A 22,889-nucleotide genomic window follows, 5' to 3' on the forward strand; every position below is an offset into this window, starting at 1 on the left:
ATCCCGTGACACGCACGCAACGCGCCCTGGGCCCGCTTTTCTGGCTGATCCTGCTCGCAGCCCTGGCTGGCATGGCGGTCACGGCATCGCTCGGGCGCTGGCAGTTGTCGCGCGCCGCCGAGAAAGAGTCGCTGCAGGCCCAGATCGACGAGCGCACGCGCCAGCCGGCCATCGATGGCCGCGCGTTGCTGGCGCCGGCCACGCCCGAAGCTCGGCAGGCGCTGGTGCACCGCGCCGTGCAACTGCAGGGCACCTGGCTGCCCGAGCACACCGTGTACCTGGACAACCGGCAGATGCAGGGCCGGCCCGGCTTCTTTGTGCTCACCCCCTTGCGGCTCGAGGGTGATCCTGGCGCCGTGGTGCTGGTGCAGCGCGGCTGGGCGCCGCGCAATTTCCAGGACCGCATGCAGCTGCCGCCGGTGCAGACGGACCCGGGCCTGGTACAGCTCACGGGCCGCGTGGCGCCGCCCCCTTCGCGCCTGTACGAGTTCGAAGGCGGCGACAGCGCCAAGGGGTCTTCCCGCATCCGGCAAAATCTCGACCTGGCTGCCTTCGGGGCAGAGACCGGCCTGGCGCTGGCGCCCCTCACGGTTTTGCAGACCGGGGGTGCTGCCGAAGGTCTGCTGCGCGACTGGCCGGTGATCGGCGCGGGCGTCGACAAACACTATGGCTATGCATTTCAATGGTTCGGGCTCTGCGGCCTGATTGCACTCCTCTATGTCTGGTTCCAAATCGTCCGACGCTTCCTTCGCCCACGCCGCCAGCCAGGTGCCTGAGCGCCCTGGCAGCGGGGTCGCCCACCCGCTGGGGCTCACCGTGCACAGCCTGCCCGAGGCGGGCGAGGCCGTCATCACCAGCCAGCGCACACGCCATGGCCGCCTCAAGATGTTCGGCGTGCTGCTGATCTGCGCCGCCCCGGTCATCGCTTCATACTTCACCTACTACGTGATCCGGCCCGAGGGGCGCCGCGTCTATGGCGAGCTCATCGATCCCCAGCGCAGCATGCCCGCGCTGGTGGGCACTGCGCTCGATGGCAAGCCGGTGCCCCTGGCCTCGCTCAAGGGCCAGTGGCTGCTGGTGAGCGTGGCCGGCGGCGACTGCAACGACGCCTGCCAGAAGCACCTGTACCTGCAGCGCCAGCTGCGCGAGACCCTGGGCCGCGAGAAGGATCGCGTGGAATGGGTCTGGCTCGTCAACGACGCCGCCCTGCCGCCGCCGCTCTTGGCCCCGGCCCTGCAGCAGGCCACCGTGCTGCGCCTGGCACCAGAGGCCCTGGCCGCCTGGCTGGCGCCTGCCGCCGGCCATGCCCTGCAGGACCACATCTACGTGGTCGACCCCATGGGCAACTTCATGATGCGCTTTCCCGCCGCCATGGACCGCAGCGGCGCGGCCCAGGCCAAGCGCGACCTGGACCGCCTGCTGCGCGCCTCTTCCTCCTGGGACGAGGCCGGCCGGCCCGCCAAGCCATGACCGATACCCAGCCCCTGTACGACCTGGCGCCGCTGGCCCGGCTCATGCTGCTGGGCGTGATCATCGCCCTGGGCCCGCTGGTCTGGGTGTGGCTGCGCAACCGCAAGAGCACGCCGCTCAAGCGCCTGCAGGCGCTCACCGTGCTCACGCTGTTCCTCACCTTCGATCTGGTGCTGTTCGGCGCCTTCACGCGGCTCACCGATTCGGGCCTGGGCTGCCCCGACTGGCCCGGCTGCTACGGCAATGCCAGCCCGGTGGGCGCGCGTGCCGAGATCGCCGCCGCACAGGAGGCCATGCCGACCGGCCCCGTCACCCACGGCAAGGCCTGGGTGGAGATGGTGCACCGCTACCTGGCCACGGGCGTGGGTGTGCTCATCATCGTGATCACCGTGTCCTCGTGGGTGCAGCGCCGCCAGGCACGGCAGCAGGCACCGGGCCAGGGTGCTGCCGAGCCGCCCATCAGCCCCTGGTGGCCCACCTTCACGCTGTTCTGGGTGTGCCTGCAGGGCGCGTTCGGCGCGCTCACGGTCACCATGAAGCTGTTCCCGGCCATCGTCACCCTGCACCTCATCGGCGGCCTGGTGCTGCTGGCCCTGCTGTGCGTGCAGGCCGTGCGCCATGCGCACTGGGCGCAGGGCCGGATGGCCGAGCGCATTGCCCCGGCACTGCGCCAGGGCCTGCTGTGGACCACTGTGCTGGTGTCCGTGCAGATCGTGCTGGGCGGCTGGGTGAGCACCAACTACGCCGTGCTCGCCTGCACCACCTTCCCCACCTGCCAGGGCAGCTGGTGGCCGGCCATGGACTTTGCGCAGGGCTTCCAGGTCTGGCGCGAGCTGGGCATGCTGCAGGACGGCACACACATCAGCTTTGCCGGCCTCACGGCCATCCACTACGCGCACCGGCTCATGGCCTACCTGGTGCTGGCCGCGCTGCTGGCGCTGGTGTGGCGCCTGCGCAAGGCGGCCGTGTTGCCGGTGCAGACGCGCTGGCTGCTGGCGCTGTCGCTGGCGCAACTGGCCACCGGGCTGTCCAACGTGGTGCTCGACTGGCCGCTGCTGGCCGCCGTGCTGCACACAGGCGGCGCCGCCGCCCTGGTGGTGGTGCTGACCTGGGCGCTCGCGTCCAGCCGGTCCGCTGCCGCTGCCGCCCCCGAAGAATCCCCGGCGCCGCAGGGCGCATCGAGAAGAGTGTCCGCATGAGTGTCGCCCCCGCCGCCCTTTCGTCGCCGCCCTCGCGCGTGGCCCAGTTCTATGCCCTGACCAAGCCCCGCGTGGTGCAGCTCATCGTGTTCTGCGCGCTCATCGGCATGGTGCTGGCCGTGCCCGGCCTGCCTACCGCCCAGCAGCTCGGCCGCATGGCCATCGCCTGCCTGGGCGTGTGGCTGGTGGCCGGTGCTGCCGCCGCCTTCAACTGCATCGTGGAGCAGGGCATCGACGCCAAGATGAAGCGCACCGCCTGGCGTCCCACAGCCAAGGGCGAGCTGTCCAACGTGCAGACCCTGCTGTTCTCGGCCATCCTGTGCGGCGCGGGATCAGCCCTGCTGTACTTCGCCGTGAACCCGCTGACCATGTGGCTCACGTTTGCCACTTTCGTCGGCTACGCGGTCATCTACACCGTGATCCTCAAGCCCGCCACGCCGCAGAACATCGTGATCGGCGGGGCCTCGGGCGCCATGCCGCCGGTGCTGGGCTGGTCGTCCATGACGGGCGACGTGGGTCCCGAGGCGCTGATCCTGTTCCTCATCATCTTCCTGTGGACGCCGCCGCACTTCTGGGCCCTGGCGCTGTACCGCGTGGAGGACTACCGCAAGTCCGGCCTGCCCATGCTGCCCGTGACGCATGGCAACGAGTTCACGCGGCTGCAGGTGTTCCTCTATACGCTGATCCTGTTCGCGGGCTGCCTGATGCCCTTTGTCTACGGCATGAGCTCTTGGATCTACCTGATCGCCGCCGTGGTTCTCTCCGCGGGCTTTTGCGGCTACGGCTTCGCGCTGTGGCGCAAGTACTCGGACGAACTCGCGCGCAAGACCTTCCGCTTTTCCCTCATCCACCTGAGCGTGCTGTTCGCAGCCCTGCTGGTGGACCACTACGTGCTCTGATGACGCACCACCCCATGATGCACAAACGAAACGCCTTGAAAGCCATCGCCCTGGGCACCGCAGCACTCGCCAGCGGGGCGCTGCTTACCGCCTGCGGCGACAAGAAGGGCCAGGCCCTGCAGTTCCGCGGCGTGGACATCACCGGCGCCGACTATGCGCGCGACCTGCCGCTGCCCGACCACAACGGCCAGATGCGCAGCATGAAGGACTTTGCGGGCAAGGTGGTGGTGGTGTTCTTCGGCTTCACCCAGTGCCCCGACGTCTGCCCCACCGCAATGTCTGAACTGGCCGAGGTGAAGAAGGCGCTGGGCAAGGATGGCGACAAGTTGCAGGGCCTGTTCGTCACCGTGGACCCGGAGCGTGACACCCCCGAGGTGCTCAAGGCCTACATGGCCAACTTCGACCCGGGCTTCCTGGCGTTGCGCGGCTCGCCCGAGCAACTGGCTGCCGTGGCCAAGGACTTCAAGATCTACTACAAGAAGGTCGAGGGCAAGACCCCCACCAGCTACAGCATGGACCACTCGGCCGGCAGCTACGTGTACGACACGGCCGCCCGCCTGCGCATCTACAACCGCTACGGCAGCGGCGCGCAGGCGCTGACCGAGGATGTGCGCGCGCTGCTGAACGCCGCTGCCTGAGCGCAGCCATAAAAAAGCCCTCCATCGCCATGCGGGGGAGGGCGATGGATGGGCGCGACTGTTTACTCGGCCTTGATGCCGCGCATGGCGATCACGCCGCCCAGCAGGTTGGTGTCGGCCTTGATGCGGTTGGCCAGGCCTTCGGGCGAGGTGCCCACCACCTGCCAGCCCTGCTGGAACAGCTTGCTGCGTACATCGGGGCTGCGGGCGATCTCGCTGATGAGTGCGGCGACCTTGGCCTGGATGGGCTTGGGCATGGTGGAGGGGGCGGCAAAGGCGTTCCAGATCTCCAGGTTGTAGTTGGTGATGCCTGCCTCCGCCAGGCTGGGCACATCGGGCACCAGCGGGCTGCGGCCCGAGGAGGTGACGCCGATGGCGCGCAGCTTGCCGGCTTTGACCTGGGCCTGGGCCAGGGCCGGGGGCAGCAGGGCCATCTGCAGTTGGCCGCCGAGCATGGCCGTGGCCACCTGGGGGTAGCCGGGGTAGGGCACATGCACGGGGTTGATGTTGCTGCGCGACTTGAGCAGCTCGGTGCCGATGTGGCCCACGGTGCCCACGCCGGGGGTGCCGTAGCTCCACTTGTCGCCGCCATTGCGCGCCGCCACGAAGAATTCGCGCGCATCGGCCGTGGCGGGCACGCCCGGCTGGCTCACGGGCGCGGTCAGCACCAGCGGCGAGGTGCCGATCAGGCTCAGCGGAGCCAGGTCCTTGATGGGGTCATAGGGCACGGCCGGGTTGAGCATCTTGGCGATGGTCATGTTGCCGTTGATCATCAGGCCGATGGTGTGGTCGTCACGCGCCTTGGCCACCGCGTCGGCACCGATGTTGCCGCCCGCGCCCACCTTGTTCTCCACGATCACCGGCTGGCCCAGCGCCTTGGACAGGGGCTCGGCGATGGTGCGGGCCGTGAGGTCGGGCGAGGAGCCAGCGGGGAAGCCGACGATGATGCGCACCGGCTTGGTTGGCCACGCCAGGGGGGCGGCAGCAGCCGCCGCGGCTGTAGGCTTCTGCTGGGCGATGGCCAGGGGCGACGACAGGGCGGCGATGGCCAGGGCCAGGGCGGCGCGGCGGGGAACAACAGGGCGTGACAAGAGCATCTCCTTGAAAGTGATCTGCAGCGGCTGCAACGCCAAAGAAAAAGGGCCCCGACGGGGCCCTTTTGGTGTGGGCGCTTTTGCCGCGAAGCAGCGATGGTAACGCGCTCCCTGCGGTGAACGGCGCCGATGCTTATGCGTATTCGGCCAGCGCCTTCTTCATCTTCTTCATGGCGGCGACTTCGATCTGGCGGATGCGCTCGGCGCTCACGCCGTACACGGCTGCCAGCTCGTGCAGCGTCATGCCGCCCGAACCGTCGTCGTTCACCTTGAGCCAGCGCTCTTCCACGATGCGGCGGCTGCGCTCGTCCAGGTCGGACAGGGCGGCAGCGATGCCATCCGTGGCCAGGTGGTCGCGCTGGCGCGATTCGATCATGGCGGTGGGCTCATGCGCGGCATCGGCCAGGTAGGCGATGGGGCCGAAGGCCTGCTCGCCATCGTCGGATGGGGCCGGGTCGAGCAGCACATCGCCGCCCGACATGCGGGTTTCCATCTCGATGACTTCCTCGCGCTTGACGTTCAGCTGCTGCGCCACCGAATCGATCTCGCTGTCCGACAGGGTGTCGCGGTGCGTCGCCGCATCTGCTGCGGCGGCATCGGCCTTGAAACCCTGCTTCATGGACCGCAGATTGAAGAACAGCTTGCGCTGGGCCTTGGTGGTCGCCACCTTGACCATGCGCCAGTTCTTGAGGATGTACTCGTGGATTTCCGCCTTGATCCAGTGCATGGCGTAGCTCACCAGGCGCACGCCCTGGTCGGGATCGAAACGCTTGACGGCCTTCATCAGGCCCACATTGCCTTCCTGGATCAGGTCGCCGTGCGGCAGCCCGTAGCCCAGGTACTGGCGCGAGATGGAAACGACCAGGCGCAGGTGCGACATCACCAGCCGGCCGGCGGCGTCCAGATCGTTGTTGTCCTTGAGAGCGCGTGCATATTTCTGCTCTTCCTCGTGGGTGAGCAGCGGCAGGCGGTTGACGGCCGAAATGTAGGCGTCCAGATTGCCCAGCGGGGGCACCAGCGCCCACGGGTTTGCGGGCGCCAAAGTCGTCGTCGCGGTTCCAGATTGAATGTTCATTCCAGGAATCCTTTCCTCTAGGGCATGATATTAGCACTCTCTTTGAGTGAGTGCTAAAGCCGAAGTTCCCATCCGTTCTCTGGGTGTTTGAGTGTGATCAAATCTATGGCCGGTGATTGTCGATTTCAGGTGAGTTTTGCCCTGTTCTCACTGAATCGTCTACCGGTTTCTCTCTGAGAACGACTTCGGCTGCTTGAAAATAGTCTACCGAGCGGGTTTTTTGTCGAATGTAGGAACTGTGCCCAGTTGGCTGTCATGCATTGCGACCTGTGCCGTACTTCCCAGCGGTTCACAGTGCGTTGAGTCGCTGTCTGCCCTGCGTGCCCGTTGGAGGGGCATTTCCCGCATGGTGGAATCAATCGGGAGCTGAATGCCCAGCCGTATTTGTCCATCCTGCGGTGGCTGGCTGAAGTGCAAGTTTGCGCAGCCACTGTACGGGGGGCGAAATCGGGGAATTGGGCACCCGGCCACCAGTTCACCCTCCGCATCGAGTTCAGTGTGCCTTCCTGCAGGTGTTGCCAGCGATGTGACGTTCTGGCGAACGCCATCCAGCGTTTCCTTGAGCTGTTCACGGTCTGCATCGTCCGTGAGCATCCCTCCCACGGTGGACGCCACGGCCACCGCCGTGCCGGCATACGAGGCCACCTTGCTGTCGTAAGGGGGCGGCCGGTGGTCGGCAATGGCTTCGGTGTTGCGCATGTTGCGGTAGGCACAGATGGCATCGCCGGTGGAGACCGCGAAGTTCACGCAGGCCAGCGCCAGCAAGGGTGTGGCGCCGCCAAACGATATGGCCGTGAGGCCCACGGCCACGCCCACCGCCACCCCGGACAGGGCCACGCCCAGCGCCTTTTTCCAGAACGAGGTCTTGGCCACGTCCACGCCCTCCTGCCGGGCTGCGAGCAGCTTTTTCACCGGCAGCCACCAGCTTGCCCTTGGCCACATCGGCCCGCGAGGGTGCCACGCCCCCCGCGCGGGCCGGCTCGGAGGCGATTGCGCGCACCCGATCAGCCTGGCCTGCCGACACATCGCTGCGCGGTGGCGCGGGCAAGGTCAGCGACACCGGTGCCTGGGAGGCCGCCTGTGCCGTCTGGGTGGTCTGCCGTGCAGGTTCGCTGCCGACGGTGCCGAACATATTGGCCGGACGGCCCATTCCAACGCCGATGGGTGAGCTCATGCGGAACCTCCGCTCACGCTGGCCAGGTGCGCTTGCGCGTGGGCGCGCACAGGTGGTATTCCGGGTTCAGGTAACTGAGCTGTATGCAGGAGCGATAGGTCTTCGGCCTCTTGCGGATTGCCCGTGGCCTCCATGCATTCGCCCAGCCGAAGGATGCAGCCCGCGTTCGTGGCATCCATCAGCAGCGCCTGTGCGTAGCGCTGGGCGGCGGCTTCGTGCTGGCCCAGCAGTTGCTGTGCGAGCGCGCGTAGGCAAACTGGAAGCGCGGCTCTCAGGGGTCGTGCGTGACCAGCAGCATCAAGTCTTCCATGGCCTCCTGCGCGCGGCCTTCCGCCAGGTGGCCGTAGGCTTCGGCGTAGACCGATTCCAGGTCGTCGTCCGTGATTCCCTTGACCGACGCCAGCGTGACGCCGTGGTTGACAAAGGCATCGGCAATGCCGTCGGGGGTGCTGAGGTCGACGGTGGTGGCGTCGGGCGATGGGGATATGGTGGGCTCCTGACTGGAAAGTCCAGTGAGCGCCGAGTAACCGGCCGCCGCCAAAAGTTCCTGCCCTGCCGTTGCCTGGTGCGTCCGGGCGGCCCTGGTCCTGGGCGTCGGTATCCGTGACGGTTCAACAATAATGGCAGGCGTTTGACAATGCTTTGCAATGCACTTGGAACTGAACCCGGCGACCTGTTACTAAACTGGCGACATAACAGGTTGCCTGAGCTTGCACCGTGACGATTTCGAACTCTTTCCCCCTTCCTGCCGCGGCCGGTTCTGTCGGGCTGCCGTCGGTGGACGCATTCCGGTCGGCTGCCCAGCAAGGCGACTGGGTTCATGTGAGCCAGGACGGCGCACAGTGGCAGGTCCGGGCGTCCGGAACCACGCCATCGCAGCGTTCGGTGGCATGGGTCGAGCCGCAGTCCGACCCCACTTCTGCCTTCGTCGGTGCGCTCGGCCAGTCCTTCTCGCGCGGCATCCAGGCGTCCGTGGCGCGAGAGCTCGGCCTGCAGCCTGCTCCGGGTCGGCCGTTGTCGGCCCGCACCGTGTTGCAGGCCATCGATATGGCACAGACCAGCCAGGCGGCGATGAACGGCGTCGACTTCTTCACCCGCCTGAGCGTCTCGGCGACCGGCTCGTCGGCTGCGTTTGCCGAGGCCTGCCGGTCGGCCGCGCTGGACCCGGCGGCCTTCGACGCCCAGCAGCGCGCCGCCATTGATGTGCGTGTCCAACAGCGTTTCGATGCCGCTGCCGCCAATGGCCTCTCACCCGTTCCCGAGCCACTGGCCCGCCAATGGCTGGCCGAGGAAATCCGCCAGGGCTGACAAGGCCCTGCGGGGCCCTGTTCTGTGACACTTTTGGACTGTACAGCGCTGCAAGCGTCTGTAAGAATCTGCGCATTGCATAGTGCGTTGGTAACTGCAGGTTAAAGTTTTTGCAGCTGGCATCCGTGACGTTTCCCCTTCCTACCCTTGACGCATCGATGGCGGACGCCTGTGGCGTGGCCGATGCCGTTGCCTTGCCCTCGGACGGCGGGGCCATGCTCGGCGAAGAAGATGTGGCGGAGCGCGATGCCCTGTTCCGCACCCTGGTGCAGGCCCACGGTGTGCGCCTGCACCGCTTCATCATCAAGAACATTGGCCATTCCACCGACGCGGAGGATCTGGCCCAGCAGGCTTTTCTGGAGGCCGTGCGTTCCTACCAAAACTTCAAGGGCCAGTCCGAGCTGTCGACTTGGCTGTACGGCATTGCGATGAACCTCGTGCGCAACCACCTGTCGCGTGCACCGCACCGCCGCTACGATTTCGGCTCCGACGACGAATTGGCCGAAATGGCCGCCGATTCGCCCACGCCCGCGCAAAAGCTCGAGCAGAGCCAGCACATGCGCCACCTGCAGTCGGCGCTGGCCGAATTGCCCCAGGCCATGCGCGAGATCTTGCTCATGGTGGGGGTGGACGAGCTGTCCTACGAGGACGCCGCAGCCCTGCTCACGGTGCCGGTGGGCACGGTGCGCAGCCGGCTGTCGCGGGCACGCACCGCGCTGCGCGACAAGCTGCAGGCGCGCGGCGTCGTGCTCGACTTCTAAGAACCTGTTCAAGATCTTTTTGAAGCCGCGCAAGTCCCTTTTCGGGATGGGATGCAAGGCGCGGGGCGCCGCTCCTGCCCGCGGGGCCCTTACTGTGGGCTCGGCCGCAGTGCCTCGACCGCGCTGGCGGCGGCAGCGGGCAGCGAAACCAGGCGCGGCTTGATCATGAACAGGCGTTCGCGCGTCTGGTAGTTGTTGGTCCTGTTCGAGAACAGCAGCCCGAACAGGGGCACCTGGCCCACGATGGGCACGCGGTTGTTGTCATTGGTCTGCTGGGTGCTTCTGTAGCCGCCGATCAGCAGGGTCTGCCCTTCGCCCACGATGGCCTGGGTGCTCACCACGCTGCGCCGCACCGTGGGGATGGCGTCGACCCGGGTTTCCTGGATCTGGCCGTCCTCGATGTCCACGTCGAGCTGGATCACCGGGCCTTCGGCGCGCTGCACGAAGTGCGGCGTCACCCGCAGCGTGGTGCCTGCCGTGATCGGGGTGACCGTGGCCACGCGTTCGCCGATGCTGCGGATGTAGAAGGTCTCGGACAGGTCGAGCAGTGCGCCGATGTTGTCGATGGTGAGGATGGAGGGGCGCGACTGGATGGATGCATCGCCCGTGCCTTCGAGCGCACGGATGCGGTTGACCAGGAAGTTGCCCGAACTCACCACTAGGCTGCTCGGGTCGATGGAGGCGCCGCGCTGCAGCGCGCCCAGCACGAAGTCATTGCCATCGCCCGTAGGCGTCATGTTGCCGAAGCCGCCCACCGTGCCGCCGCGGCGGCCGCTCCAGGAGATGCCCAGCTCGTCGAGCTTGGTGGAGTTGATGTCGATGATCATCGCCTCGATCTCGATCAGCGGGGTGGGCACATCGAGCTGCTCGATCAGCGCCTTGTACAGCGGGATGCGCTCAGGCGTGTCCTGCACGATCAGGGCATTGAGACGCGAGTCGGCCTGGATCGAGGGCGCCAGGCGCCGCTGGGCCGTGACGCCGCCGGGCGTGTTGCCGGAAGACACGCCCCGGGCGCCCGTGGACGAGGTCGCGGGCGGCACGGTGCGGGCCCCGGTGGCCGAGCTGGTGCCGTTGGGCGATGCCGCCAATGCGGCGGCCTGGCCGGAGCTGGCGGCATCGAACGACAGGCCCGCCGTGTTGGCGGCCGAGGGAACGCCTTCGACCAGCGGTGCGGCGATGGAGGAGATCAGCGCGTTGTTCACACCCGACGAACCGCCCCCGCCGGTGATCAGGTTGCGCAGCACTTGAGCGAGGCCCGGCGTGGTGATCTGCCGGTCGCGGTAGAGGATGGTGCGGTCGTCCACCGAGGCGTGCTTCAGGCGGAACACCGCTACCTGCTGGCCCCCTGCGGTGAGCGGCAGCGTGGCCATGGTGCGCTCGACCAGGGCCACATAGGCCGGGGGGCCCGAGACCAGTGCAACCCCTTGCTCGGGCAGCTCGCCCCAGCCAAAGCGGGCATCGAGCACGCCCAGGCTGGTCAGTGCCTGCCGCACCGCGGCGATGCTGCTGCCCCCCGAGGTGATGCTGCGCGTGCTCATCTCGGTGGTGCGGGCGACGAACAGCGTGCCCGCGTGCGTGAACCACGTCAGGCCGTAGACGCTGGCCATGCGGTCCATGAACTCGGTCGGCGTTTGCGCATTGAAGCGGCCGCTGACCTTGCCTTCGACCAGGGGCGAGAGTTCGAGCGACAGGCTGAAGCTGGCGGCAAAGTCGCGCAGCACGTTGGCGATGGGGGCGTTGTCGGCGTAGTAGCTGTAGGGCGCGTCGGTCCACGGCACCGGGCCGGCGTGGGCGCAGGGCACGGTGGCCAGGGCCAGGGCGCAGGCCAGTGCGCTGGCCAGACGGGGGAAGAGCGGGCGGGTGGGGAGGAGGGTGCGGTGCATGGGCTGCGGCGTCAGACGTTGGCGATGGCCTTGCTCCAGAAGGCCAGGCAGTTCACGAAACTTCCCACGGCATCGTCGATGTCCTGCGTGGAATTGGCGGGGGCGGCCTGCTGCAGCCAGATGGCGCGGTCGCGCTCGTCCACGGCGCAGGCGGCGGCGTGTTCCTTCATCGTGCCGCAGGCCAGGCGGGCCACGCCCAGCAGCAGGTCGTCGCGTGCCGGCCCGGGCTCGGGCAGGCTGCGCAGGCGCGAGCGCACGGCGATGCCGCCCTGCGGCAGGGCCTGCAGGCGGATGCGGTACTGGCCGTCCACGGTGAGCGTGACGGGCGCACTGGTGTTGCCAGGGGCGGCGTCACCAGCGCCGAGCTGGGCGGCATAGGCCTGGAGCAGGCGGGCGGACGCGGGGTCGGCCAAAGCGGAGGTCATCATGGCAGGGGGCCTTCCATCTGTTGCAGCAGCCGCAGCACCTCGGCCACGGGTTCGATGAGTTCGGAGGGAATGTACTGGCCGGCCTGCGCGTGCTCGGTGAGCGCGCGGGCCAGCGGAATGTTCTGCATCACCGGCACGCCGGCTTCGCGCGCCGCCTGCATCATGCGTTCGGCCAGGGCGCCTTCGCCCATGGCCAGCACCACGGGCAGCGGGGTCTCGTCGGCGTCGTAGCGCAGCGCCACGGCCAGGTGGGTGGGATTGGTGACGACCACGGTGGCCTTGCGCGAATGCTCCACCGCGCCCTGCTGCATCATTTCCTGGTGCAGGTGCTTGCGCTGGTGCTTGATGTGGGGGTCGCCCTCCATCTCCTTGTATTCCTGCTTGACCTCGTCCTTGCTCATCATCAGCCCCTTGCGGTACTGGTAGCGTTGCCAGGCGAAGTCGGCCAGGGCGATGGCGCCGTAGGCCAGGCCGACGTTGATCAGCATGGTCTTCATCAGTTCGCCCACCACGTGGCCCAGGCCGGCCATGCCGGCCTGCGGGATGCTGGTCATGATGGGCAGGGCGTCGGCGATCAGGATCCACAAGAGCGCCGAGAGGAAGCCGATCTTGAGCACCGACTTGAGGAATTCCATCAGGTTCTTCTTGGAGAAGATGTTCTTGAGGTTGTCCAGCACGTTGAGCTTCTTGGCCGAGGGCTTGAGCTTCTCGAACGCGAACAGGATGCCCACCTGCATGGTGTCGCCGAAGATGCCGGCCGCCAGCACGATGCCGATGAAGGGCAGCACCACCAGGGCCATCTCGCGCAGCACGGCGTCGATCAGGGCGTTGGCCGCGTCGTTGAAGCCCATCTGCATCAGGGTGGTTGGCAGCAGGATCATCTGCCCCAGGCCTTCGACGATACGCCCGGCACTGGCCAGCAGGTAGCCGAAGATGGCCAGGATCAGCAGCGTCTGCGTGAAGTCCTTGCTGTAGGCGACATCGCCCTTCTGGCGCGAATCGCGCAGGCGCTTGCCGGTGGGTTGTTCGGTTTTTTCGCTCATGCGTCTCCTTCCTTGCAGCTAGGGGGTGCCGAATGGGCCCCAGTGCTCGCGCAGCAGGGGCAGGATGCGGCCCACGGCCTCGACCTGGTCGGCGCCATAGTCGAACAGCGAGGCGGCATACAGCATCAGCACCAGCATGGCCAGCGCGCTCTTGATGGGCATGGCCATGAAGAACACCTGCAGCTGCGGCGCAAAGCGGCTCACCAGGGCCAGGCCGATCTCCGCCAGGAACATGGCCACCAGCACGGGCGCGGCGAACAGCACGGCCAGGCGCACCAGGCGGTCGAGCTGCGACAGCATCACCGGCACCGACTCGGGCTGAAGCACCGGCATCCACTGCGTGACGCTCCACAGCGCGAAGCTGTCGTACAAGGTGCCCAGCAGCAGCGAGAAACCCCCCGTGAGCAGGAAGAAGACGATGAAGGCCTGGTTGAACATCAGGCCCAGCGGCGAAGAGTCGTTGCCGGTGAGCGGATTCAGGGTGGAGGCGATGCTGGCACCGCGCTGGTTGTCCACCAGAAAGCCCACGGCCTCGAAGATCCAGAACGGGATGGCGGCCAGGTAGCCGATCACGAAGCCGATGAAGGCTTCCTTGACGATGGTGCCGATCACCTGGGCCGTGCCCCAGTCGGCGGCCGTGACCTGCGGCTGCAGCGCCGGCACCATCACCAGGCCCAGGGCGCCGGCAATGGCAAAGCGCGCCAGCCCGGGCACGAGCTGGGTGTTGAAAAGCGGCAGGACAAGGAACATGGCCAGGATGCGCGGTTGTGTCAAAGCCAGCGTTGCGACGAACGACTTGACTTGATCGTAGGTAACCGGCAGGTCCATGGGGTTCCAGCGCAGGCAGCTCTGGCCGCGTTATTTTCCGAGCAGGGGCATCACGTCGAAGATCTGCAACGTGAAATTGAACAGCTCGCCGCCCACCCAGCGCGCCGTCAGCAGCAGGGTGAGGGAGACCGCGATCAGCTTCACGCCGAACGACAGCGTCTGCTCCTGGATCTGCGTGAGCGCCTGGAACAGCGAGAACAGCGTGCCGACGATGGAGCCCACGACGATGGGCGGCAGCGACAGCCAGAGCACCAGGTACAGGGCCTGGGTGAAGTAGGAGACGACGTCGACGGTCTGCATGGCGGGCTCCGGGAGGTCAGGAGTAGGTGAGGACCAGGCCCTGGATCAGGCGCGACCATCCGTCCACCATCACGAAGAGGAACAGCTTGAGCGGCAGCGAGATGGTGACCGGCGACACCATCATCATGCCCATGGCCAGCAGGATGTTGGAGACGATCAGGTCGATCACCACGAAGGGCAGGTAGAGCAGGAAGCCGATCTGGAACGCCGCCGTCAGCTCCGACACCACGAAGGCCGGCATCAGCACGATGAAGTCGCGCTCGGTGAGGGCGGCCGACAGCTTGGGGCCCCACATGCGCTGGGCCGTGCGCACGAAGAAGTCGCGCTGTTCGGGCCGGCTGTTCTTGGTCATGAACTCGCGCAGCGGCTCGGCCCCTTCGCGCACACCGCCTATCAGCGCGGGCACGCTCTTGAGCGTGTCCGGCTGGGCGGTGAGCCGGTCGAACATGTTCACGCCCACGGGCGCCATCACGTAGACCGACAGGATGAGCGCCATGCCGTACAGCGCCAGGTTGGGCGGCATCTGCTGCACCCCGAGGGCATTGCGCAGCAGCGACATCACCACCACGATCTTGAGGAAACAGGTGCACACGACCACCAGGGTGGGCATCAGCGCCATCAGCGCCAGCAGGAGCGCCAGCGTGATCGGATCGAAACTGGTCATCGCGCCGCGCCGTTGCCGAACAGGTTGCGGATGGACACGCCCAGTTGGCCGTCGATCTCCACCAGGTCGCCCTCGCCGACCAGGGCGCCGTTGGCGCGGATGCGCACGGCGCCGGCAAGCGGGTGGCCCAGGTCCAGGGTCTGGCCAGGCTGCAGGGCGCGCAGTTGCGCCACGGTCAGGGCCACATCGCCCAGGTCGAACGACAGGCGCACGGGCAGGGCGTCGAGCGCGGCGGCGGCAGCGCCGTTGGCGGGCGCTTCATCAGCGGAAGAAACAGCGGGCATGGTGTCGGTCCATGGATGCAGAACGGTGAAGGAAGGTGCGGCGGCGGCGCTGCCGTCGGCCTGCGAATAGGACGAATAGGACACGTGCAGGCCGGCCTGGCCCGCGGCATTCAGCCAGAGGCTGCCCTGGGCGCCCAGGAAGCAGCTGTCCACGAGCACGACATCGCCCGGGGCCAGGCCCGCCACCTCGTCCAGCGTGAGGCGGCAAAAGCCGAATTCGGCGCGCAGCGCCAGCGGTGCCTGGTCCTGCACCGGACCGGGCGCGGGCGCGCGCCTCGCCACCAGCCCCGCCAGCAGCAACAGGCCCAGGCCATCGGCGTGCAGGCTTGCCACAATCGCCTCGGGGCCGGCATCGGCGGTCAGCAGCAGCTCGAAGGCATGGGGCGGCAAGGCCGCGACCGGCGCCTCGCCAGCGGCCCAGTCCAGCAGCTGCGGCGTGCCACGGCCCAGGGCCTGCAGGCTGGCGAGCAGGTCGGCCAGGCTGGCTTCGAGCAGCGCCTGCGCCACTTCGTCGGGCACGGCCGGCAGGGCGGCGCTGCCCAGGCTGGCACTGAGCGCCTGCTCGATGGCCAGGGCCGGCAGGCGCAGCGTGAACTGGGCGCCCGCCCATTCGAAGCGCAGGGTGGTGCTGGGCGCGGGCACCGCGGCCGCGCCGGTGGTCGGCACCAGGCGCGCCCGCCAGGCGGTGCTGCCCAGGCGAAGGGGCAGGCCGGCGGCACGCTGCGCGATGGTGGTGCGCGCCTGCGCCTCGTTGCGCGAAAGGCGCTGCGGCTGCAGGGGTGTGGCGGATGCGGGCTGGGCGGACATCGGTGCGGTGCAAAGGAGGGCGTTGGGTGGGGCAGCAAAGGCGCTCAGGCGCCGGCGCGGGCCTCCACGGGGCAGGGGTCTTCGGGGTCGTCGGCCAGCACGCGCACGCAGACCGGCCGGGTCAGGCGGCCAGCCAGGCCGTCGGCCAGCCACTGCGCATTGCGCGCCAGGCGCTCGCGCGCGCCTTCGTGCGAACAGGTGAAACAGGTCACGAGCAGGCCTTCCTCTTCGAACAAGTCGAGCACGACGCCGGGCAGGCTGTCGTCGGCCAACTGGATCTGCACCGCGCGGCGGCCACTGCTGCCATCGCTGACCAGCAGGCGCTTGGCCATGCTCGCCAGGGTGTCGTCGATGCCGCCGGGCAGGTCCTGCGCGGCGGAGGGGGCGCTGGCCGCTGGTGGTGCAGCCTGCAGCGCGGCCGGACCTCCGAACAGATCGAAGGGCCGCTGCGCTGTGGGGGCCGGGGCGACAGGCGGCGCATGGCGGCCCGCATCGAGCAGGGCGCGCAGCGACTGGGCGTCGTCGTCCAGCTGCTGCTGGCCGCGGGTGTCGGTTGGGGGCTGCTCTCCCTTGCCGGCATGCACGTCGAAGGGCGTCGACGCGGGCATGCCCAGGTCGAGGTGGATGGGGCGGTCGCTCACCGGCGTGCCTCCTTTGTCATGCGGCGTGCTCCGGATCGTGGGCTTCCCAGTCTTCGCGATCGCGCCGGACGCTGGCGGCCTCTTCCATCTCCAGGTCTTCCTTGCGCTCGACCTCGCGCATCTGCGCATCGGCATAGTTGCGTGCCAGGTCGACGAACTTGGACTTCTGGCGCGAGGCTTCCTGGTGCGCGGCGCGGGCGTCGCTGAGTTTCTGGTTCTGCGCCTCCTGCGTGCGCTGGGCCGCGTCCACGGCATCCTGCTGAGCGGCCTCGCGCTGGCGCAGGCCGACCACGGACAGCTGCACGTCCTCGATCTCGCGCAGCCGCACGACTCGAGAGCACAGGTCGCGGTACAGCGCGGTTTCGGTCTCCAGGCCTTCGCGCAGCAAGCGTGCGAGCAGGGCCTCGGCCGCTTCTCGGGCGGCCTGCGCATCGGCCAGCGCCTGGCGCTGCACGCGCACGGCACTTTCGGCCTGGCCTTCGCGGAAGGCCTTGATGGCGAGCAGGTCGCGGAAAATGCTCACCGGCGCACTCCCGACCCCACCAGGGCGGCCAGTTTTTCCAGTGTCTGCGGCAGGCTGGAATGTTCGTCGGTGCGCTGGCGCAGGAAGGCACGGATGGCCTCGACCTTGTCGATGGCCTCGTCCGTGGTCGGGTCGCCGCCGCGCTTGTATTCGCCGATCTTCACCAGCAGCTCGACCTCTTCGTACTTGGCCATCAGTTCGCGCAGGCGGCCGGCCAGCTTCTTGTGCTCAGGCGTGATGACGGCGTTCATCACGCGCGAAGCCGAGGCCAGCACGTCGATGGCCGGGTAGTGGTTGGCCGCGCCCAGCTTGCGCGAGAGCACGATGTGGCCGTCCAGGATGGAGCGCGTCTCGTCGGCGATGGGCTCGGTCATGTCGTCGCCCTCGACCAGCACGGTGTAGAGCGCGGTGATCGAGCCCTTGTCGTTCATGCCCACGCGCTCCATGAGCTTGGGCAGTGTGGCGAACACACTGGGCGGGTAGCCGCGCCGCGTGGGCGGCTCGCCAGCCGCCAGGCCGATCTCGCGCTGCGCACGCGCAAAACGCGTGACCGAATCCATGAGGAACAGCACCTTCTTGCCCTGGTCGCGGAAGTACTCGGCGATGGCCGTCGCCACGTAGGCGGCCTTGGCGCGCTCCATGGACGATTTGTCGCTGGTCGCGCAGACAATCACGCTCTTGCGCCGGCCTTCCTCGCCCAGTTCGTGTTCGAGGAATTCGCGCACCTCGCGGCCACGCTCCCCGATCAACGCGACCACGGTCACGTCCACGTCCGCACCTTTGACCAGCATGCCCATGAGGGTGGACTTGCCGCCGCCGGCCGCCGCGAAGATGCCCATGCGCTGGCCTTCGCCGCAGGTCAGCACCGCGTCGAGGGCGCGCACGCCCAGCTCCAGCGGCTCATGGATGATGCGGCGCTTGAGCGGGTCGGGCGCCTCGGCGAACACCGGGTAGAACTTGCTCGCCTCCAGCGGGCCGCGCTCGGCCTCGTCGAGGGGGCGGCCCAGGCCGTCGAGCACGCGGCCCAGCAGGCCGAAGCCCACGGGCACCATGTGCGCCCGGCCGGTGGGAATCACCTCGGTGGCCGAGGAGATGCCGTACATGTCGCCGATGGGGGTGAGCAGGGCCGCGTCGCGCGCAAAGCCCACCACCTCGGCCTTCATCTCGAAGTCTTCGCCGGGGTTGCGCAGCACACAGACCTCGCCCACCTTCACCGTGGGTACCACGGCCTTGATGATGGTGCCGATCACCTGCGTGACGCGGCCCTTGATCTGCAGCACCGGCGTGTCGTCCAGCGCCAGCTGCATCATCTCGGCGATGTAGTCGAACTGGCGCACCGACCGGGTGCTGCCCTGGGGCTGTCCCTTGGCGATGGCGGCGTTCATATGCGGCTGCCCAGCACTTTCTGGAAGGCGCCCTGCAGCGCGGCGATCTGGCCGTCGATGCTGGCCTCGACCAGGCCGATCTCGCTGTCCAGGATGCAGGACTCGCCCTGCAGGCGCGCGTCGGGCACGATGTCCAGGTAGCCGACGCCGGGGTAGGCCGCCAGCAGCTCGGTGACGCGTGCGCGCACGCCGTCCACGCGGGCGGGTGGCAGGCGCAGCGTCATCTGCTTCTGGTTGCGCACCACGGCCAGCGCGCTCTTCACCACCAGCAGCACGCGCTCCTCGTCGTCGTAGCCGTCGATGATCTTGCGCACCGCGCTCATCACCAGGGCCACCATGTCGGTCTCGACCTTGGCGAAGTAGTCCACGGTGCGGCTCACGGTCTCGATCATCTTCTCGGCCTGCTCCAGCTGGGCTTCCGCCATGCCTTCGGCAAAGCCGCGCTGGCGCTCTTCCTCGAACGCGCCCTCGGCACCGGCCACGATGGTGTCGGCCTGCGCCCGGGCTGCGGCGAGCAGGCCCTCTGCGTCTGCCCAGGCCGCCACCTCGGCCGCCTTGACGACGCGCGTGCCCGGTGCAATGCGCGCATGCAGCGTGCGGGCGGGGGTCAACGGGTTGCGGGGAACAAGGAAAGCCATTGCGGGTCCAGTCGGGCCAGGAGTTGGAGGCACAGTCCGCGCGCGTGCGCGGCATCGAGCCCGCTGGCCGCGCGCAGCGGCGCAGTGTCGGCCTCGGGAGGGAGTTTCCAGTCGGCACGGCGGCGCACCGGCGCCGGCGCATCGTGCCAGGCCTGGGCCAGCAGGCCGGCGCCCAACTGGTCGGCCGCCTGGGCGTAGCTGGCGGCGCCATGGCCCGGCAGCCAGGGGCTTGCATCATCCAGGCCGGGGTGCAGTTCGGCCGCGCCGGTGCGTGCCCAGTGCAAGGCGTCGGCACCCAGGCCTTCGCGCGCCGCCAGCACCTGGTCGCGCTGGATGGTCTGGCGCAGTTGCCGGCCCAGCAGCAGCACGCCAGCGTCGCGCACCAGGCGCGCCAGCAGGTCCGGCGCCGCCAGGGCCAGCGGCAGGGCCGGGTGCCCGAGGTCGGCCACCGGGCGGGCATCGTCGCCCAGCCGCTCCAGCAGGCGCTGCGACCAGCGCTTGTGCAGGCTGCGCTGCGCCGCCGGGTGCGCCGCCAGCGGGCCGAGCGCGGCCGCTTCTGGAAACCATGCAGCGGCGCGCTCAGGGTGCAGCGTCTGGCTGGGCAGCAGGTTGAAGGCTTGCAGCCGCACGAACAGTGCGGCCGTGGCGGGTGTGGAAGGCGTGGGCAGGGCAGCCATCGGCGTGGTGACAGGTCAGCCGCTACACCGGGCGGGCCGTGGTGGCGACCGCGCCGGCCGGCTTGTTGCCGCGTGCGGGCAGCAGGTAGCGCCAGACCAGGTAGCCCAGCCCGGCGAGGGCCAGCACGATCACCACGGCCAGGCTCCACAGCAGGGCGGAAAGACCGCCGGCCGCATTGCGCGACACCTCGAAACCCCAGACGCTGGAGGTTTGCGCGGCGGTGGCTGCGGCCGAGGTGGCGCGTGGCTGGGCGCCGACGAAGATCACCGACACGCGCTCGGCCGTGAGGCCGGGAATGCTGTTGGTCACCAGGCGGCGGATCTGCGGCTGGATGATGTCCAGGCTGTAGCCATCCTGGTGCTTGATGAACACCGCTGCGGTCGAGGGCACGCCGGCCTCGCCCGCGGTACCGCGCTCGGGCAGCACCACATGCACGCGCGCGGCCAGCACGCCATCGATCTTGGACAGGGTGTTGGACAGCTCCTGCGACAGCGCATAGATATAGCGGGCGCGTTCTTCCAGGGGAGAGGAGATCAGGCCTTCCTTCTTGAACACCTGGCCCATGCCGGCGAAGCGCTCGCGCGGCAAGCCGTTCTCGCGCAGGATCTCGAGCGAGCGGCCGACCTGGGCTGAGTCGACCTGCACACCCACCATGCCGTCCTTGCCGGGGGTCTTCTGCGCGGGGATGTCGGCCTTGAGCAGGGCCGCGAGCACATCGTTGGCCTCGTCCTCGGGCACGGCACCGAGAAGATCCACGCGCGCGCCGCAGGCGGCCAGCAGCAGCGCGCACAGCGCCACTGCCAGGCTCTGCCAGAGGCGCCGGGCAAACAGGAAGGAAGGCAGGGCGGGTGCGTTCATTGCAGGCGCAGCAGTTGGTCGAGGTTCTGGGTGGAGCGGCTCACGGCCTTGCCGACAAGATCGTATTGCACCGATACCTGCACCAGCTGCAACTGCAGCTTGAGCAGGTCCTGCATGTTCATGTTCTTGTCGCCGTTTTCCAGCACCGTGGACACGGACTTCCAGGCCGACTGGAAGTCGCTGGAGACATTGTTCATGCCCGACAGGATGCGCTCGCCCATGGAGCCCGGCGCGGTGGCGGCAACCCCGGTGCCCGCCGCGGCCGGCGCCAGCGCCGCCAGCACCGCTTCGGCCACCGGTGTGGGCTGCTGTCCCATGATGGCGGAAAAGCGCGCGGCCGCCAGGCTGTCGGGCGCCGCCAGGGCGGCCGGGGGCGCGCTCAGCGCCTGCGTGGCAGAGGTGACTGCGGCGAGGGAGCCGGTGATGGGATCCATGGCGGGTGTCCTTGGCTTCAGGGCGAAAGAGGTGGGGGGCTGGCGGGAGCCTGGGGTTCGCCCAGCATGCGGCGTGCCAGCCGCAGTCCGTCATTGTCGCCGTCCGGCGCGGCATTGTGCAGCAAATCGCGCAGCAGCCGCGTGCTTTCGCTGGTGCGGCCCTCCATCTGCAGCGCCAGCGCGCACAGGGCCGACGCGGTGTCGGCGTCCTCGCCCGGGGCGAGCTGCGGCAGGGCGCGCATGAGCTGCTGCGCGGCCTCGGCCGCGCGCCCGGCATTGAGCAGGGCAATGGCCGGCCCCACATGCGCGAAAGCGCGGTCCGGCCGCACGTGCGCAAGCGCGCCGAAGATGCGTTCGGCGCGCGGCACGTCGGCCTGGCCTGCGGCGATGAAGCCGATCTGGGTCAGCAGACGGATGTCGTCAGGCGCCAGCAGGAGCGGCTCCCTGCAGACCCTGGGCGGGGGCGCTCAGCAGTTCCATCAGCGCCTGGGCGCGTTCCGCGGCCTTGCTGTTGGAGGCTGCGTTTTCCTTGCAGTACTGCAGCACCAGCTCGACGTTCTGCTTGGCTTCGTCGAACTCGCGCTTGAGCAGCAGGCATTCGACGATGGCCATGCTGTGCTCAAGGTTCTCGGGGTCGATGGTCACGAGGAACGAATGCACGTTCAGCGCCTCGTCATAGCGCTCCAGCATGCGGTAGCACACGGCCAGGCCCTTGAGATAGGCCACGTTGGTCGGCTTGTACAGCGTGAGCAGCGAGAAGTAGCGGTAGGCCGTCTCGTAGCGGCCCTGCACCACCAACTGGTGGGCCAGGGCGTAGATCGCGTCGGTGTCGGCATTGGACAGGCGCGAGTGGGAGGGCAGGGCTTCGAGCGCGTTCTTCAGATCGAGGATCGACTGGACTGCGCTGGCGTCATGGATGGCGTTGGACATGGCGGCGGGTTCCCTCGTTCGTTGGTCAGATGTTGCGCGAAATGCCGCGGTTGGTTTCGATGGCGGACTGCTGGATGGACTGCAGCTTGTCGCGCACGTCGCGGATCACGTCCATCATCTGCTGCATCATGTCGTTGGCGTGCTGCACCGCGGTCTCCTGGACCTTGGCCTGGGTTTCCAGGTTCATTTTCTCTGCGTCGGCCAGGTCCGCCTTGTGCGTGAAGCTGGCTCCGATGATTCCGCCCAGTCCACCGGTGATGCCGCTGGACGCCTGGCCCAGGCCCGCGTACAGGGTACCCTGTGCGCCCAGGGCCTTGCCGGCTGCTACCTGGTCCGTGGCGCCGTTGCTCAGCGCCGTCTTGCTGCTGGCCGAAAGCATGCCTTTGGTGCCCATCTGGTCGATCTGCGCCAGGTTCTTGGTGCCATCGGCCTCCATCTTGGCGCCCTTGATGGTCTGCGTGGCCGACGCGGCCGACAGCCCGGCCTGCAGCAAGCCGCCTGCGATCTGCATGGCGCCCTGCACGATGGCGGCCGTGAGGCGCTGGGCCGCCGCGTCCTTCATCTTCTCGGCGGCGTTCTGCAGCGAGGTGATCTGGGCCTGCGACTCAGCCGTGCGCTGGGTGCGGGCGGTGTTGCGCATCTCCTGTGCCAGCTTCTGGAACAGCGCCATGAAGGCGAAGATGTCCGCGGTCACCTGGTTTTCGGTCAGCCCTGCCAGGTTGGCTGTGCCGACCTTGGTATCGCCGGGCAGATCCAGCCCGTCGGCGGGGTTGCTGCTGTTGCCCAGCAGGGCGCGCTGGGCCTGCAGCAGCGCGTCAGGGTCGGTGCCCTGTGCGCCTTTGGCTCCCTGGGTGCCGGCTGTGCTGGCCAAAACATTCGGGTCCAGCGTTCCGGTATAGAGGGAAGCGCTCCGGTTGAATCCATCGATACTGCTCATGGGATTGTCC

General features: G+C 68.3%; 29 protein-coding genes. 7 read left to right on the forward strand and 22 right to left on the reverse strand.

Annotated features, from left to right (window positions below; all coding sequences use genetic code 11):
• Positions 1-5: 5 nt before the first annotated feature.
• The 5 genes from ACK59X_RS28180 to ACK59X_RS28200 are packed head-to-tail and all read left to right on the forward strand — an operon-like array spanning position 6 to position 4,206.
• Entirely contained in the window at positions 6-776 is a 771-nt protein-coding gene (locus ACK59X_RS28180) for an SURF1 family protein (RefSeq protein ID WP_409961822.1), read from the forward strand.
• On the forward strand, positions 718-1,470 hold the full coding sequence (locus ACK59X_RS28185; protein WP_409961823.1) for a hypothetical protein: 753 nt from the start codon (positions 718-720) through the stop codon (positions 1,468-1,470). Before ACK59X_RS28180 ends, ACK59X_RS28185 begins: the two co-directional genes overlap by 59 nt.
• Positions 1,467-2,669 carry a COX15/CtaA family protein gene (locus ACK59X_RS28190; protein WP_409961824.1) on the forward strand — a complete coding sequence of 401 codons (1,203 nt, stop codon included), beginning with the start codon at positions 1,467-1,469 and terminating at the stop codon, positions 2,667-2,669. Before ACK59X_RS28185 ends, ACK59X_RS28190 begins: the two co-directional genes overlap by 4 nt.
• Positions 2,666-3,568, forward strand: a complete 903-nt coding sequence (gene cyoE, locus ACK59X_RS28195) for a heme o synthase (protein WP_409961825.1) — start codon at positions 2,666-2,668, stop codon at positions 3,566-3,568. Before ACK59X_RS28190 ends, cyoE begins: the two co-directional genes overlap by 4 nt.
• A gap of 14 nt (positions 3,569-3,582) precedes the next feature.
• Complete coding sequence (locus ACK59X_RS28200; RefSeq protein ID WP_409961826.1) at positions 3,583-4,206, forward strand: SCO family protein; 624 nt, start codon at positions 3,583-3,585, stop codon at positions 4,204-4,206.
• Positions 4,207-4,268: 62 nt separating this feature from the next.
• Here ACK59X_RS28200 and ACK59X_RS28205 read toward each other — a convergent pair whose 3' ends face one another.
• The 5 genes from ACK59X_RS28205 to ACK59X_RS28225 form a co-directional block, all read right to left on the reverse strand.
• Positions 4,269-5,303 (reverse strand): Bug family tripartite tricarboxylate transporter substrate binding protein, encoded by a 1,035-nt coding sequence (locus tag ACK59X_RS28205; RefSeq protein ID WP_409961827.1) that lies wholly within the window; start codon positions 5,301-5,303, stop codon positions 4,269-4,271.
• A gap of 130 nt (positions 5,304-5,433) precedes the next feature.
• Complete coding sequence (gene rpoH, locus ACK59X_RS28210; RefSeq protein ID WP_409961828.1) at positions 5,434-6,375, reverse strand: RNA polymerase sigma factor RpoH; 942 nt, start codon at positions 6,373-6,375, stop codon at positions 5,434-5,436.
• 204 nt (positions 6,376-6,579) lie between these two features.
• Positions 6,580-7,248 (reverse strand): hypothetical protein, encoded by a 669-nt coding sequence (locus tag ACK59X_RS28215; protein WP_409961829.1) that lies wholly within the window; start codon positions 7,246-7,248, stop codon positions 6,580-6,582.
• Positions 7,249-7,545: 297 nt separating this feature from the next.
• A complete protein-coding gene (locus ACK59X_RS28220) occupies positions 7,546-7,914 on the reverse strand; it encodes a tetratricopeptide repeat protein (RefSeq protein WP_409961859.1) in 369 nt (122 codons plus the stop codon).
• Positions 7,821-8,090 carry a hypothetical protein gene (locus tag ACK59X_RS28225; RefSeq protein ID WP_409961830.1) on the reverse strand — a complete coding sequence of 90 codons (270 nt, stop codon included), beginning with the start codon at positions 8,088-8,090 and terminating at the stop codon, positions 7,821-7,823. Before ACK59X_RS28225 ends, ACK59X_RS28220 begins: the two co-directional genes overlap by 94 nt.
• Before the next feature lie 176 nt (positions 8,091-8,266).
• On the opposite strand from ACK59X_RS28225, the gene ACK59X_RS28230 reads away from it, so the two are divergent.
• Positions 8,267-8,857, forward strand: coding sequence for a hypothetical protein (locus ACK59X_RS28230; RefSeq protein ID WP_409961831.1), 591 nt, complete (start codon positions 8,267-8,269; stop codon positions 8,855-8,857).
• Positions 8,858-8,982: 125 nt separating this feature from the next.
• Positions 8,983-9,618, forward strand: coding sequence for an RNA polymerase sigma factor (locus ACK59X_RS28235; protein WP_409961832.1), 636 nt, complete (start codon positions 8,983-8,985; stop codon positions 9,616-9,618).
• Positions 9,619-9,707: 89 nt separating this feature from the next.
• Here ACK59X_RS28235 and sctC read toward each other — a convergent pair whose 3' ends face one another.
• Genes sctC through sctB form a run of 17 tightly spaced genes read right to left on the reverse strand, consistent with a single transcriptional unit; the run spans position 9,708 to position 22,879 of the window.
• The gene (sctC, locus tag ACK59X_RS28240; RefSeq protein WP_409961833.1) at positions 9,708-11,501 is read right to left on the reverse strand and encodes a type III secretion system outer membrane ring subunit SctC; all 1,794 of its coding nucleotides are present in this window, start codon (positions 11,499-11,501) and stop codon (positions 9,708-9,710) included.
• 11 nt (positions 11,502-11,512) lie between these two features.
• Positions 11,513-11,929 (reverse strand): CesT family type III secretion system chaperone, encoded by a 417-nt coding sequence (locus ACK59X_RS28245; RefSeq protein WP_409961834.1) that lies wholly within the window; start codon positions 11,927-11,929, stop codon positions 11,513-11,515.
• Entirely contained in the window at positions 11,926-12,972 is a 1,047-nt protein-coding gene (gene sctU / locus ACK59X_RS28250) for a type III secretion system export apparatus subunit SctU (protein ID WP_409961835.1), read from the reverse strand. The genes ACK59X_RS28245 and sctU overlap by 4 nt, the downstream gene beginning before the upstream one ends.
• A gap of 18 nt (positions 12,973-12,990) precedes the next feature.
• The gene (sctT, locus tag ACK59X_RS28255) at positions 12,991-13,800 is read right to left on the reverse strand and encodes a type III secretion system export apparatus subunit SctT (protein ID WP_409961836.1); all 810 of its coding nucleotides are present in this window, start codon (positions 13,798-13,800) and stop codon (positions 12,991-12,993) included.
• Positions 13,801-13,830: 30 nt separating this feature from the next.
• Positions 13,831-14,100: a type III secretion system export apparatus subunit SctS gene (sctS, locus tag ACK59X_RS28260; RefSeq protein ID WP_409961837.1), complete on the reverse strand. Its 270-nt coding sequence runs from the start codon at positions 14,098-14,100 to the stop codon at positions 13,831-13,833.
• 16 nt (positions 14,101-14,116) lie between these two features.
• A complete protein-coding gene (sctR, locus tag ACK59X_RS28265) occupies positions 14,117-14,764 on the reverse strand; it encodes a type III secretion system export apparatus subunit SctR (RefSeq protein WP_409961838.1) in 648 nt (215 codons plus the stop codon).
• Positions 14,761-15,855: a type III secretion system cytoplasmic ring protein SctQ gene (sctQ, locus tag ACK59X_RS28270; protein ID WP_409961839.1), complete on the reverse strand. Its 1,095-nt coding sequence runs from the start codon at positions 15,853-15,855 to the stop codon at positions 14,761-14,763. Before sctQ ends, sctR begins: the two co-directional genes overlap by 4 nt.
• Before the next feature lie 44 nt (positions 15,856-15,899).
• Complete coding sequence (locus ACK59X_RS28275) at positions 15,900-16,496, reverse strand: hypothetical protein (RefSeq protein WP_409961840.1); 597 nt, start codon at positions 16,494-16,496, stop codon at positions 15,900-15,902.
• 16 nt (positions 16,497-16,512) lie between these two features.
• The gene (gene sctO, locus ACK59X_RS28280; RefSeq protein ID WP_409961841.1) at positions 16,513-17,019 is read right to left on the reverse strand and encodes a type III secretion system stalk subunit SctO; all 507 of its coding nucleotides are present in this window, start codon (positions 17,017-17,019) and stop codon (positions 16,513-16,515) included.
• The gene (gene sctN, locus ACK59X_RS28285) at positions 17,016-18,356 is read right to left on the reverse strand and encodes a type III secretion system ATPase SctN (RefSeq protein ID WP_409961860.1); all 1,341 of its coding nucleotides are present in this window, start codon (positions 18,354-18,356) and stop codon (positions 17,016-17,018) included. The genes sctO and sctN overlap by 4 nt, the downstream gene beginning before the upstream one ends.
• A gap of 44 nt (positions 18,357-18,400) precedes the next feature.
• Positions 18,401-19,015, reverse strand: a complete 615-nt coding sequence (locus ACK59X_RS28290; protein ID WP_409961842.1) for an HrpE/YscL family type III secretion apparatus protein — start codon at positions 19,013-19,015, stop codon at positions 18,401-18,403.
• Positions 19,012-19,719 (reverse strand): hypothetical protein, encoded by a 708-nt coding sequence (locus tag ACK59X_RS28295; RefSeq protein ID WP_409961843.1) that lies wholly within the window; start codon positions 19,717-19,719, stop codon positions 19,012-19,014. Before ACK59X_RS28295 ends, ACK59X_RS28290 begins: the two co-directional genes overlap by 4 nt.
• A 22-nt stretch (positions 19,720-19,741) precedes the next feature.
• Complete coding sequence (gene sctJ, locus ACK59X_RS28300; RefSeq protein ID WP_409961844.1) at positions 19,742-20,578, reverse strand: type III secretion system inner membrane ring lipoprotein SctJ; 837 nt, start codon at positions 20,576-20,578, stop codon at positions 19,742-19,744.
• The gene (gene sctI / locus ACK59X_RS28305; RefSeq protein WP_409961845.1) at positions 20,575-21,012 is read right to left on the reverse strand and encodes a type III secretion system inner rod subunit SctI; all 438 of its coding nucleotides are present in this window, start codon (positions 21,010-21,012) and stop codon (positions 20,575-20,577) included. Before sctI ends, sctJ begins: the two co-directional genes overlap by 4 nt.
• A 17-nt stretch (positions 21,013-21,029) precedes the next feature.
• Positions 21,030-21,380, reverse strand: a complete 351-nt coding sequence (locus ACK59X_RS28310) for a hypothetical protein (protein ID WP_409961846.1) — start codon at positions 21,378-21,380, stop codon at positions 21,030-21,032.
• A 52-nt stretch (positions 21,381-21,432) separates the two neighbouring features.
• Complete coding sequence (locus tag ACK59X_RS28315; RefSeq protein WP_409961847.1) at positions 21,433-21,942, reverse strand: tetratricopeptide repeat protein; 510 nt, start codon at positions 21,940-21,942, stop codon at positions 21,433-21,435.
• Positions 21,943-21,967: 25 nt separating this feature from the next.
• Positions 21,968-22,879 (reverse strand): type III secretion system translocon subunit SctB, encoded by a 912-nt coding sequence (sctB, locus tag ACK59X_RS28320; RefSeq protein ID WP_409961848.1) that lies wholly within the window; start codon positions 22,877-22,879, stop codon positions 21,968-21,970.
• Positions 22,880-22,889: the final 10 nt, after the last annotated feature.

Origin of the sequence: Acidovorax sp. (genome assembly GCF_046339755.1) — a bacterium.
In the GTDB taxonomy this organism is placed as follows: domain Bacteria; phylum Pseudomonadota; class Gammaproteobacteria; order Burkholderiales; family Burkholderiaceae_C; genus Acidovorax.

What these genes read in the sequence shown, in the direction of transcription:
- ACK59X_RS28200 (WP_409961826.1), top strand. Translation starts at nt 3,583, where the DNA reads ATGATGCACAAACGAAACGCCTTGAAAGCCATCGCCCTGGGCACCGCA.
- ACK59X_RS28315 (WP_409961847.1), bottom strand. Translation starts at nt 21,942, where the DNA reads ATGTCCAACGCCATCCATGACGCCAGCGCAGTCCAGTCGATCCTCGAT.
- sctT (WP_409961836.1), bottom strand. Translation starts at nt 13,800, where the DNA reads ATGGACCTGCCGGTTACCTACGATCAAGTCAAGTCGTTCGTCGCAACG.
- sctB (WP_409961848.1), bottom strand. Translation starts at nt 22,879, where the DNA reads ATGAGCAGTATCGATGGATTCAACCGGAGCGCTTCCCTCTATACCGGA.
- sctC (WP_409961833.1), bottom strand. Translation starts at nt 11,501, where the DNA reads ATGCACCGCACCCTCCTCCCCACCCGCCCGCTCTTCCCCCGTCTGGCC.
- sctR (WP_409961838.1), bottom strand. Translation starts at nt 14,764, where the DNA reads ATGACCAGTTTCGATCCGATCACGCTGGCGCTCCTGCTGGCGCTGATG.
- ACK59X_RS28245 (WP_409961834.1), bottom strand. Translation starts at nt 11,929, where the DNA reads ATGATGACCTCCGCTTTGGCCGACCCCGCGTCCGCCCGCCTGCTCCAG.
- sctQ (WP_409961839.1), bottom strand. Translation starts at nt 15,855, where the DNA reads ATGTCCGCCCAGCCCGCATCCGCCACACCCCTGCAGCCGCAGCGCCTT.
- sctS (WP_409961837.1), bottom strand. Translation starts at nt 14,100, where the DNA reads ATGCAGACCGTCGACGTCGTCTCCTACTTCACCCAGGCCCTGTACCTG.
- sctU (WP_409961835.1), bottom strand. Translation starts at nt 12,972, where the DNA reads ATGAGCGAAAAAACCGAACAACCCACCGGCAAGCGCCTGCGCGATTCG.
- ACK59X_RS28205 (WP_409961827.1), bottom strand. Translation starts at nt 5,303, where the DNA reads ATGCTCTTGTCACGCCCTGTTGTTCCCCGCCGCGCCGCCCTGGCCCTG.
- sctJ (WP_409961844.1), bottom strand. Translation starts at nt 20,578, where the DNA reads ATGAACGCACCCGCCCTGCCTTCCTTCCTGTTTGCCCGGCGCCTCTGG.
- ACK59X_RS28295 (WP_409961843.1), bottom strand. Translation starts at nt 19,719, where the DNA reads ATGGCTGCCCTGCCCACGCCTTCCACACCCGCCACGGCCGCACTGTTC.
- ACK59X_RS28185 (WP_409961823.1), top strand. Translation starts at nt 718, where the DNA reads ATGTCTGGTTCCAAATCGTCCGACGCTTCCTTCGCCCACGCCGCCAGC.
- ACK59X_RS28190 (WP_409961824.1), top strand. Translation starts at nt 1,467, where the DNA reads ATGACCGATACCCAGCCCCTGTACGACCTGGCGCCGCTGGCCCGGCTC.
- cyoE (WP_409961825.1), top strand. Translation starts at nt 2,666, where the DNA reads ATGAGTGTCGCCCCCGCCGCCCTTTCGTCGCCGCCCTCGCGCGTGGCC.
- sctI (WP_409961845.1), bottom strand. Translation starts at nt 21,012, where the DNA reads ATGGATCCCATCACCGGCTCCCTCGCCGCAGTCACCTCTGCCACGCAG.
- rpoH (WP_409961828.1), bottom strand. Translation starts at nt 6,375, where the DNA reads ATGAACATTCAATCTGGAACCGCGACGACGACTTTGGCGCCCGCAAAC.